10 protein-coding genes are annotated in these 10,560 nt (G+C 59.9%); 8 read left to right on the top strand and 2 right to left on the bottom strand.

All coding sequences use genetic code 11. The features are described 5' to 3' along the window. The 4 genes from JCM12296_RS28840 to JCM12296_RS28825 form a co-directional block, all read left to right on the top strand. A partial coding sequence (locus JCM12296_RS28840) for an ABC transporter permease (protein WP_157067982.1) occupies positions 1-229 on the top strand: 229 nt, incomplete at its 5' end. 40 nt (positions 230-269) lie between these two features. After that, the gene (locus JCM12296_RS28835) at positions 270-716 is read left to right on the top strand and encodes a PilZ domain-containing protein (RefSeq protein WP_157067981.1); all 447 of its coding nucleotides are present in this window, start codon (positions 270-272) and stop codon (positions 714-716) included. A gap of 8 nt (positions 717-724) precedes the next feature. Further along, positions 725-1,198: a helix-turn-helix domain-containing protein gene (locus JCM12296_RS28830; RefSeq protein WP_054700263.1), complete on the top strand. Its 474-nt coding sequence runs from the start codon at positions 725-727 to the stop codon at positions 1,196-1,198. Next, positions 1,195-3,867: a sigma 54-interacting transcriptional regulator gene (locus JCM12296_RS28825; RefSeq protein ID WP_054700261.1), complete on the top strand. Its 2,673-nt coding sequence runs from the start codon at positions 1,195-1,197 to the stop codon at positions 3,865-3,867. The genes JCM12296_RS28830 and JCM12296_RS28825 overlap by 4 nt, the downstream gene beginning before the upstream one ends. A gap of 25 nt (positions 3,868-3,892) precedes the next feature. Here the strand turns inward: JCM12296_RS28825 and JCM12296_RS28820 are convergent, their stop codons facing one another. Continuing rightward, complete coding sequence (locus JCM12296_RS28820; protein ID WP_054700259.1) at positions 3,893-5,281, bottom strand: sigma-54-dependent transcriptional regulator; 1,389 nt, start codon at positions 5,279-5,281, stop codon at positions 3,893-3,895. Further along, positions 5,253-7,121 carry a cache domain-containing protein gene (locus JCM12296_RS28815; protein WP_054700257.1) on the bottom strand — a complete coding sequence of 623 codons (1,869 nt, stop codon included), beginning with the start codon at positions 7,119-7,121 and terminating at the stop codon, positions 5,253-5,255. The genes JCM12296_RS28820 and JCM12296_RS28815 overlap by 29 nt, the downstream gene beginning before the upstream one ends. Before the next feature lie 72 nt (positions 7,122-7,193). Between JCM12296_RS28815 and JCM12296_RS28810 the strand changes: the two genes are divergently transcribed. The 4 genes from JCM12296_RS28810 to JCM12296_RS28795 form a co-directional block, all read left to right on the top strand. Further along, positions 7,194-8,564, top strand: coding sequence for an ABC transporter substrate-binding protein (locus tag JCM12296_RS28810; protein ID WP_054700255.1), 1,371 nt, complete (start codon positions 7,194-7,196; stop codon positions 8,562-8,564). 227 nt (positions 8,565-8,791) lie between these two features. Next, complete coding sequence (locus JCM12296_RS28805) at positions 8,792-9,664, top strand: branched-chain amino acid ABC transporter permease (RefSeq protein ID WP_054700253.1); 873 nt, start codon at positions 8,792-8,794, stop codon at positions 9,662-9,664. A 2-nt stretch (positions 9,665-9,666) separates the two neighbouring features. Beyond that, a complete protein-coding gene (locus JCM12296_RS28800; RefSeq protein WP_054700251.1) occupies positions 9,667-9,960 on the top strand; it encodes a hypothetical protein in 294 nt (97 codons plus the stop codon). Then, a partial coding sequence (locus JCM12296_RS28795; protein WP_172684156.1) for a branched-chain amino acid ABC transporter permease occupies positions 9,936-10,560 on the top strand: 625 nt, incomplete at its 3' end. The genes JCM12296_RS28800 and JCM12296_RS28795, both read left to right, overlap by 25 nt.

The raw sequence follows: 10,560 nt of genomic DNA, 5'->3' as shown, positions 1-10,560 counted from the left end.
CATCGAGGCCACCCTGTTGGGCAGCATCGGCGGCGTCGCCGGCATCCTTTTGGGCAGCGGTGGCGCCTGGCTGCTGGAAATCCTGGTGCCCAAGCTGCCCACGCACACCCCGGTCATCTATGTCGTCCTGGCGGAAGCCCTGGCCGCCGTCATCGGCCTGCTCTCCGGCATCCTGCCTGCTCGCCAGGCTGCCCGCATGGATCCCATCGAGGCTCTCAGGGCGGAGTGATATCAATATCTGTCATTCATTTTGACAAAGGTTGTTCAAATTGACTGACCTCGATCCATCACCGGTCCAGTTTAACCTACCTGTATCGTACCATATTTTTATAATAGCCAAGCTGGCCTGTTTGTTGCTGAGGATTCCACCAGACAAGGTTTGGGTCGACTCGCCGGTCAACGGTATAACATCTCAGCAAAAAGGGTTTGGCACAATGGCTCAGCGATATGATATATACGGTATCTGTAAGCGCGCTCACGACAGGAAAAGATACGAATCAGATGTCGTTTTCGCAAATAGGGACCAGATTTATAAAGGAAGTCTGAAGAATATCGGCCTTGGCGGGGCCTATATCCAAACGCCATCGGCAAATCAGTTTTCGATCGCAGACATTATCATTATCAATATTCCTTTTCCTTCCGGGAAAAAAGACCTCAAGCGCAAAGCGCGTGTCAAATGGCTCAACAATGAGGGCTTTGCTGTGGAGTTCATTTAAAGCTGTCAATGAAATGGATCCAGGAACGCTATTCAGACTACGACGATGAGCGCCGTCAGATCGTGCTGCTCGTGTCGATGCTGCCGCCGCCGATTTCCCTGGATATTCTCTGCGCCATCACCGGCACCTCGCCGGTCAAGATTCTGCAGGTGGTCGAGGAACTGACCAAGGCGCGCTATCTCTCCCGACATGCGGGAAAAGGCGCCGGCTATTATCAGCTCACCGATTTCACCCTGGCCCGTCCGTTTCTCACGTGGGTTCCCCAGGAAGCCTGCTTTCAGGCGGCCCGTCAATGCATCGCGGGAATCATCGCCCACCTGCCGGACAAGCCCAAACAATGGCTGCACCTGGCCCATGTCTACCAGATGACCCAACTGCCGGTGACCCATTTCCGGGAGCTGATCAACGCCGGTCATTACTGCCGTGAACGCAATCTGCCCATCGACGCCGCCCAATACTACCGCATGGCCCTTGACGCATGATGCCGGTCGATCTCACGGCCTATACGCAGAACGATTTCATCGATGCGGCCATCGGCATCTGCACCTGCCGCAACAACGCCCTCTCGCCCACGATCCAGATCGGCTATCTTGAACGCGCCGCCGCCTTGGAAGCCGTCTCCGCCGACCCCATCCGCGAGGTGCGCCTGGTGGTGCTCATGGCCCGCGCGCTGATGAAAATCGGCAAATACGATGACGCCGCCCGGCGCTTCGATCAGGCCTGGCAGATGGTGGTTCGGCATGATTTTCCGGTGGGCATCCAGCTGCAGGTGGCCCTGGCCAACTCCGAATTCCTCTTCTGGCAGGGGCTGATCGACAAGGCCATCGAACGCTACGAATCGGTGATCAGCAATCATGAAGAGCTTCCCACCGATGTGGAGACGCTCAAGCCCTGTGCCGTTCAGGGATGGATCTACGGTATCGCCGGTGAAACGGCCAGGGGGCTGGGGTTGATCGAACAGGTGCGCAGCAAGGCACTGGAAATCAAGGATGACGATCTGGTTCGCTACGCCACGCTGATGATGGCCATCGTTTTGTGCGATGCACGGCGGATAGACGAAATGGAAGCCTGCATCAATGAAATTTTCAAGACGCCGGAAATCTTTCTGGATCATTTCATCCTCTGGCCGGGAAACGGCAAACGCGCCTTCCTGGCCTACTGCCGGGGAGACGATGAAGCGGCGTTTCACTATCAGCATCAGGCCTATGAGAACTCGCTGGCCCTGCAGTTCCCCCACCACCGCGGCCCCGACAACTTCGAATTCATGCTCGGTCTCGAAAAACGCGGTTTCGTGCACCCTCACTGGAATTTCGATTCCGAGATCAAGCGTCTCCTCGACTGGCCGGATATCTACATGCGCGGGGTGGCCCTGCGCTACCGGGCCCTGCGCGCCTTTGAAAGGGGCGATGCCGTCTCAACGGTCAAAGGCGATCTTAAGGCCAGTATCGATCTGTTGACCCGTTCCGGCGCGCGCATCGAGCTTTCCCATGCCCGTGTGCTGCTGGCCCGTGTGCTGATTCAGGAAAACGACCTTCCCCAGGCGCAAAAACTGCTCAAACCCGCTTGGGATATCTTCTCCCGGATCAACCCGGATCTCTTTCCCAAGGATCTCGAATCGTATCTCGACGCCAGCACGAAGAACGCCTTGTGGGTCGATTCCCTGGTCCAGGTGGGTGATGCCCTGGGAACGCTCCGGGAGCGCAAACAGCTTCTCGGCCAGATCATCCGCCAGGCCATGCGCATCGCCGGCGCCGAGCGGGGCGCCGTCTTCCTCAAAGGTGAGCATGGGCTGGAGATGGCCGCCAACCGCAACATCGAATCCGCCCAGATCGCCACACCGGCTTTTCACGACCCCATGGCGCTAATCGAAAAAGTCTTCGACGAAGGCCGCGAATGTATCCGCAAGGCGTCCCTCTGCCGGCCGGAACCGGGCGGGGTGAATTGCAGCATGGGATGGATGAGCGGATTCCCGATTCGGCTCAAGGCCAGGGTGCTGGGCGTGATCTTCATGGACTGCCGGCTGACCCCGCCCCACCTGTCGGAAAGCGAAATCTCGCTATTGCGCATCATCAGCAACCAGGCGGCCGTGGCACTGGAGAACCTGGCGGCCTACGAGGAGATCACGGACCTCAAGAAAAATCTCGAAGCCGAGGCCCATTTCTACCGCAAATCCCTGAACTGCCAGCCGCTGATGGGTAACATGATCGGACGCTCGGCGCCCTACAAGGAGGTGCTGCGCATGGTTCAGCAGGTGGCCCATTCCGACGCCACGGTGATGATTACCGGCGAGACCGGCGTGGGCAAGGATCTGGTCGCCCAGGCCATCCACCAGAACAGTGCCCGCCGCACGGGCCCGTTCATTGCGGTCAACGTCGTCTCCTTGAGTCCGGAATTGATCGCCAGCGAACTCTTCGGTCATGAGAAAGGCGCTTTTACCGGCGCCTCCCAAGCCCGCATCGGCCGTTTCGAGCTGGCCAGCCAGGGCACCTTGTTCCTGGACGACATCGATGCCTTCTCCCTGGACATTCAGGCCAAGCTGCTGCGTGTGCTGGAAACCAAGGAGTTCGAGCGTGTCGGCGGCAGCCGGACCCTGAAGACCCGTTTTCGCCTGGTGGCCGCCAGCAACCGCCAGATCGAAACCCTGGTGGAAAAGGGCCTTTTCCGGTCGGATTTCTATTTCCGCCTGAACGTGTTCCCCATCCGGATCCCGCCCCTGCGGGAACGGCAGGAAGACATCCCGGCCCTGACACGCCATTTCATGAACCTGTTCGGCCAAAAAACCGGCAAAACCTTTGATGGCATTCCCCCCAAGGACATGCAGCGCCTGCTCGATTATTCCTGGCCGGGAAACGTACGCGAACTGCGGCACATCATCGAGCGCGCGGTTCTGCTCAGCAGCGGCCGCATGCTTTCGATTCCGCCGCTGGATGTGGCGCCGACGCAAACCGAGGGAACCGACGAACGTTTTCTCTCCCTCAGAGAGATCGAGGCCCGGCACATTATCAAGGCGCTGAAACGCAGCCGCGGCCGGGTCAGCGGCACCGGCGGTGCCGCCAGCCTGCTGGGGCTCAAGCCGACCACCTTGTATTCCATGATGAAGCGGCTCGGCGTGGAAAAGGAAGGGTACCGTTTCAGGGGCAATCCGTCATGAACATCACCCACAGCCTCAAGGGCGCTCATCCCTCCAGACCCAGACCGTAGCGCTGGATTTTTTCATATAGGGTTTTCCGCGAAATACCGAGCTGCCGGGCGGTCAGGCTCTTGTTGCCATCGCAATGCGACAGCGTCTGCCTTATCAGGTCAATCTCCATATCCCGCAAGGTACCCCCTGGTTGCGGCTGTGATGCGACCGGGTCCGCGCCTGCCGGGTGGGCCGAAAGACGGGTGTCGCCAACGATCGTTTCGGGAAGGTCGTCGACACAAAGCTCCCGCCCGCGAGAGAGAATCACCGAGCGGGCCATGGTGTTCTTGAGCTGACGCACGTTGCCGGGCCATGGATAGTCGGCAATCCGCTTGAGTACGTCAGGATGAATGCCCGTGATGGGTTTGTTGAATTGGCGGGCCATTTGCCGGACAAAATGGTCGGCGAGCAGGCAGATATCCCCCCTGCGCGCCCGAAGAGGCGGCAGACGCATGGGCACCACCTCCAGCCGATAAAGCAGATCCTTGAGGAATTTACCCGCCTGGATCAACTCCTGAAGGTCGAGGTTGGTCGCGGCGATGACGCGCACGTCAACGCTTTTCGGGGTCCGACCGCCCACGGGTTCGAAACTCATCTCCTGCAAAAAGCGCAAGAGCTTGGCTTGCAGTTTCAGACTCATATGGCCGATCTCATCCAGAAACAAGGTGCTTTGGTGGGCGGCTTCGAGCCGTCCGCGACGGTCGGCGGCGGCACCGGTGAATGCGCCCCTAACATACCCGAAAAGCTCGGCCTCGAGCAGGTTTTCCGAAAGGGCCGCTGAATTGATGCAAACCATCGTCTGGTTGTGGCGACTGCTCTCCAGATGGATCGCCCGGGCCAGCAGTTCCTTGCCCGTGCCGGTCTCGCCATAGATCATGACCGATACATCGGTGGGCCCGACCATGCGGACGCGTTCGAACAGCGCCTGCATCTTGGCGTCACCGCCGATCATCTCATGGAAGGCGCCGCTCAATTGGATATCCGCCTTCAGGGCCTTGAGCTCCTGGGACAGCCGATGATCATGAATGGCCTTTTCCAGCACGATCACCAGCTCTTCATAGTCCAGCGGTTTGATGAGATAGTTGGTCACCCCCTGCTTGAGGGCCTGGACCGCGGATTTTACCGTCCCGTAGGCGGTCATGATCACAAAAGGCGGCGGGCGGCGCACCGCCTGCATGGCGTTATAAAGGGCCAGGCCATCCATTTCGGGCATTTTCAGATCGGACAGCACCACCTGGATGCTTTCATTTTGCCGGAAAAGCGCCAGGGCCTGCTGACCGCGCGTCGCCTTGAGGACCCGATAGCCTTCATCCTCGAGAATGGCCGAGATCACCTTGAGCGTGCTGCCGCGATCTTCAACCAGCAGAATGGTTTTTTGTTTCACTGGAATGCTCCTCTGGGGACGGGGGGCCCTCAACGGGAAGTTCGAAGGTGGCCAGGGTACCGACCTGTTCGCGCGGCCGGACGATCAACGTCCCGCCATGGCTTTCGATAATGCCCAGACTGAGGGGCAGCCCGATGCCGGTCCCCGAATCCTTGGTACTGAAAAAGGGGTCGAAAATCGCCTGCAGATCGGTTTCGGGAATACCCGCGCCGTTATCGCGAAGCTCCACCCGCACCCGGTCCGGGGAACCGTCGTCGGATTTGACCGCAAACGTTGAGAAGGTGATGTCGCCGCCCTCGGGCAAGGCGTCCATGGCATTGATCAAGAGATTGACCAGGACCTGTTCGATCTGATGGACGTCGAGCATCACCGGCGGCAGGCCCGGCGAAAGCCGGTTGCTGAAACGGATGCCCTTTGTCTCGGCCTGTTCGGCGAATAACTGCTCCACCGAAAGCATCAGCTGGTTCAGGTCGGTCGGCGCCGGTTTGGGTCTGGCCTGCCGTGCGAAATAGAGGAAGTCGGTCACGAAACGGTTCAGGCGATCGATCTCTTCGGAAACCAGCTGGGTATACTCCTGAATCAAACCGTCATCCGAGCGCTTGCGCTGCATGAAGACCACGGCGCCTTTCATGGCGTTCAACGGATTGCGGATTTCGTGGGCCATGCCGGCCGATAGCCGCCCCAGGGAGATGAGTTTCTCCGAGCGCACCAGCTCGTTTTGGATTCGACCCAGGTTTTTCACCATGCGGTTGAACGAGCGGGTCAACTCCCCCAGTTCGTCACGCGAGGAAACCGGAATTTCCTGGTCGAGGTCACCGGTGGCGATCCGGCGGGTGGCGGCCACCAGGTTGCGCACCGGTCGCAGCATGAAATAAGAGAGCAGGCTGACCCCCAGGATGGCGGAAACCAGCGTCAGTCCCGCCACCTGGAAGACCCGCGCCTGAATGGCCCGGGCCTCTTTCTTGAATTCACTGGTGGGCGTCGTGACGGCAATGGCCCATCCCATGGGGGCAATGGGGGCAAATGCGGCAATCTTCGCCTCCCCTTCGAAAAAATAGCGTTCCCAACCCCGCTTACCGGTAATCATCTTGGTGATCAACGCTTGCAGGCCGGGATCCTCGGCCGTCTCACGGTTTAATGCATAGGGCGCATAATGGGGATGGGCCACCACACACCCCTTCTGATCCACCAAAAAGGCGTAACCCCGGTCACCCACATGGATGTCGCGAATGATGCCGCGGATACGTTCAAAATCCAGATCGATGACCACCACACCGGTAAAGTCCCGCATCACCGAAAAGACCGCCTTGGACCCGTACATCACCGGCCGGCCGGTCTCCGCCGGAGTTTCCACCCCGGAAAAAAACACCGCGCCGGGTGGCAGACGCCGGGCCTGCACGAAAAAAGGAGACCCGCCGCGCTGCTTTTCCAGGTCGTCGTCGCCAGCGGTACCGGCCGAGATCAGCACCCGACCGGTTTCATCCAGGTAGCGGATGCGCCGGTAAGCCGGCGTGCGCTGCAAGAAATCACTGAACAGCCGGGCAATGGTTTCGCCGTTGAACTCGGTTTCCGCCCGCAGCCGGAACGAACGCGCGATATAGTGGTCCTCGATCACCGGCAAACGGGTGATGGTATTCAGATCGACACGCAATTTTTCGAAAATATCATCCAGTTTGGCCGCCGCAACCCCGACCTTGGACTCCTGTTCATGGCGAACGAGGCGATTGACGCGGTCCACGGCGGCATGTATGGAGAAATATCCCGTGATGGCGATCGGCAGGCAGATCAGCGGCAGAATCAGCAGCAACATTTTCGAAGAGATGGAGAGCCGGACAGTCATGGGCAGGGCCTCGTGGCAATGATCCGAAATTGAAACCAAGCGGCTGCGGATAATAAGGAAACCATGTATCGAATGTCAACAACCCGATCCGTCCGGCAAAATCGGGCGGCCGCCCGCCGCAACCGATGGGGATCATCCCTCTTGAAGTTGAGCGCCTTGTTCATCATGACCGTCCTGGTGGCGATGCGCGCCGTCTCCGCCCAGGGTCAGCCGGTGGCGATCGGCGTGGCCACCTCGCTCTCCACCGTGGAAGGACGCGACAGCCTTCTCGCGGCCCGATTGGCCGTGGAGGAGATCAACCGCCACGGGGGCGTGCGGGTGAAGGGCACGCATCGCCGCCTGGTCATCCAGACCGTTGACCTCAAGGACGCTCCCGCCGGAACTCCGGCGGGTCCGGTGCTGGACCGCCTGGAGGCATTTTTGGCCGAGAGCGGTGTACACGCCGTGGTGGTCGGTCCGTTCCGTTCGGAAGTCCTTCTTCCCGCCATGGATGTGGTCGCCCGTCGAAAAATTCCCATGCTCTGCGCCATCGCCATGTCACCGGCCATGGAGTCGAAAATCATGTCTGCGCCGGCGGCGTATCGCTATGTTTTTCGAACCGGGCTGAATACCCGCTATCTCGCCGACAGTCTCATCGGGTACATGCGCTTTCTCAACGAGCGCTTCGGGGTCCGGCGGGTCTTCATCCTGAGCCAGGACGCGGCATGGGCGCGCAGCACCGTCTCCCTGATCATCAAATTGTATTTTGAAGCCACCGGCTGGCAGATTCTGGGTATCCGGCACACCCCCTACCAAACGGCCGATTTTTCAGACGCCCTCGATGAAGCCCAGCGCAAGGGGGCACAAGTCATCCTGTCTATTTTCGATACACCCCATAGCGGTCAACTGGCCATCCAATGGAAAAGCCGTCGGCCTTCAGGCCTTTTGTGCGGTTTCATCTCACCGATGATGGGGCCTGGCGCATGGAAACGGTTCAACGGCCAAATCAGCGGCGTCTTGAATACGATCTTTGAGCTGGGAAACATTCCTTCCCAAGCCTATGCCCCGGCCACCCGTTTTTACACGGCCTTCAAAAGCCGCTTCGGCCGCGAAATCGAGGCCGGTCATGGCCCGGCGCCCACCTATGAAGCCATCCATGTGCTGGCCCAGGCCGTGCAAAAGGCCGACAGTCTCGATCCGGACCGGCTGGTATCCGCCCTGGAAGCCACCGACCGGTTGGGTGCCATGGGGCGCCTGCGCTTCAACCTGGGCCATCAGGCGATTTTCGGTTCCGATCCCAAAACGGCAGCCGTGGCCTGTCTGATCCAGTGGAGCACGTCGGGTCAACGGGTGATCGTCGCCCCGCCGGCCCTGGCCGAAGGCAAAGTCCAACTCCCCCCGCCACCATGCCCTGAGACTGTTTCGTTTGGTAACATACCATCCCAACACGCCGAAATAAAATAGATAATTTATTTTTTCAAGGCCGTGGGGCCTCGGATGCCGGTACAGTTGGGTATAAAAGAAACACACGCCAGGCTCATCAATGGCCTTAAATTAAGCATAGTTAATCATTTCAAATGATTATGTTATAGGCACGCCTTTTGCTTTGGTCATCGGCGTACTTTTTGACCCAACGTTTGATGGACGCGTAAAAAAAATCGCGCCTCAGAACGGATTCGAAGGTAAACGCATTGATTGCCGGAACCCTGATCTACGCCACCATCAACAGTGTCGCCTTGGCCCTGACCGCCATGGGATTCAATTTGACCTTCGGCATCAGCCGGGTGGCCAACTTCGCCTACGGCGCGTTCTATGTGCTGGCTGCCTACGCGGCCTGGCTGCTGATCCACCGCATGGGCGTCCCCTACCCCTTGGCCGTGGTCATCACCATCACCGCTTGCACCGCCATCGGCGCGCTGCTCTACCGCCTGGTGCTGATCCGCATTCATGGTCAGCCCCTTTCCGAAGTGATCGTGACTTTCGGCATCGGTTTGGCCATTCTGGAATTATTGCGGACCTGCGGCATGGACGGGTTCGATTACACCCTGCCGCTGATGGTGGACCGTGTCATCGTCGTCGCCGGCACCCCCGTGGACATGCAGCGCATGCTCAGCGTCCCCATCGGGCTGCTGGTGATGCTGCTCCTGTGGGGATTTACCCGTCATACCGCCCTGGGTCGCGCCTTCCGCGGCATGGCTCAGGATCCGCGCACGGCCATGACATTCGGCATCGATCCCGACAAGATGGCCATGCTCGCCGTGGCCCTGGGCAGCGGACTGGCGGCCGTGGCCGCGATGGTGATCGCCCCCTTGGGCGGCATCACCCTTGCGGACGGTTACGACGTTCTCCTCAAAGTCCTGGCCGTTTGCATCATCGGCGGGCTGGGAAGTACCGGTGGCGCGATCCTGGCCAGTTTCATCCTCGGTTTCGCCGAACGTTTCACCGATGTGTTTATCGGCTCCAAGTGGACGATGATCGTCAGCCTGGCCACCATCCTGGTGGTTTTGGTGGTGCGCCCGTCGGGCCTTTTCGGCAGACAAAAGGCCTTGCAGGAAAGGATCTGAGCATGTCGACGAACCGCCGCCGGGAGAGGATCGATCGGGGCATCAAGGCCCGCAGTGAGGATGTCTTCGTGCTCACCTCATGGCGTGAAATGCTCTACCTGGCCGCACCGCGCCTGATTCCGGCCACAGGATTCCTCTTCCTGCCACTGCTGCTCGACACCGACGGCCAGAACGTGCTTCTATCCGCAGCCGTTTTCGGGCTGTTGGCCATCAGCTGGAACATCATGGCCCAAAGCGGCATGATATCCCTGGGGCAGGCGCTTTTTTCGGCATGGGCGCCTACCTGGTGGGGCTGATCAACCACCGCTGGGGCCTGCCGGTACCCATCAGCCTGCCGGCGGCCGGCCTGCTGGGGGGAATCGCCGGGACCCTGCTGTTGCTGCCGGCACTGCGTTTACGCGGGGTTTATTTTTCCATGGTCACCCTGATCATCCCCCTGATGCTGACCCGGGTTATCGAGGCCACCGGCAGCTTTGGCGGCACCGAGGGGATTGACGGGATCACGCCCCTGCCGTCGGTGGGGCTGGACATCTATCTGGCCGAGGGCATGTTGCTGGCGGCCATGTTCGGTTTTCGGCGCATGCTTGACGCCGACTACGGGCTGGTCCTCCAGGCCATTGGCAACGACGACCGTTCGGTGATCAGCGCCGGCCTGAACATCTATTGGTTCAAGGCCCAGGCCCTGTTCATGGCCAGTGTCACCGGCGCCTTCACCGGTGCTTTCATGGCCCACGTCAGCAGGTCCACGGGCGTCTCCGTCTTTGCCCTGGACTACTCCATCCTGCCCATCGCCGCCGCCGTGGTCGGCGGCACGGGCAGTCTGGCCGGGGCCACACTGGGCGCCCTGATATTGGTCCCCCTGGCCGAGGCTGCGGGCAGTGGGCGGGTTTGCATGG

Origin of the sequence: Desulfosarcina cetonica JCM 12296 (genome assembly GCF_001311845.1) — a bacterium.
Lineage (GTDB): Bacteria > Desulfobacterota > Desulfobacteria > Desulfobacterales > Desulfosarcinaceae > Desulfosarcina > Desulfosarcina cetonica.
Note: the sequence above shows the minus strand (reverse complement) of the source record. Positions and strands in the feature narration are given on the sequence as shown.

What these genes read in the sequence shown, in the direction of transcription:
- JCM12296_RS28830 (WP_054700263.1), top strand. Translation starts at nt 725, where the DNA reads ATGAAATGGATCCAGGAACGCTATTCAGACTACGACGATGAGCGCCGT.
- JCM12296_RS28825 (WP_054700261.1), top strand. Translation starts at nt 1,195, where the DNA reads ATGATGCCGGTCGATCTCACGGCCTATACGCAGAACGATTTCATCGAT.
- JCM12296_RS28815 (WP_054700257.1), bottom strand. Translation starts at nt 7,121, where the DNA reads ATGACTGTCCGGCTCTCCATCTCTTCGAAAATGTTGCTGCTGATTCTG.
- JCM12296_RS28810 (WP_054700255.1), top strand. Translation starts at nt 7,194, where the DNA reads ATGTCAACAACCCGATCCGTCCGGCAAAATCGGGCGGCCGCCCGCCGC.
- JCM12296_RS28800 (WP_054700251.1), top strand. Translation starts at nt 9,667, where the DNA reads ATGTCGACGAACCGCCGCCGGGAGAGGATCGATCGGGGCATCAAGGCC.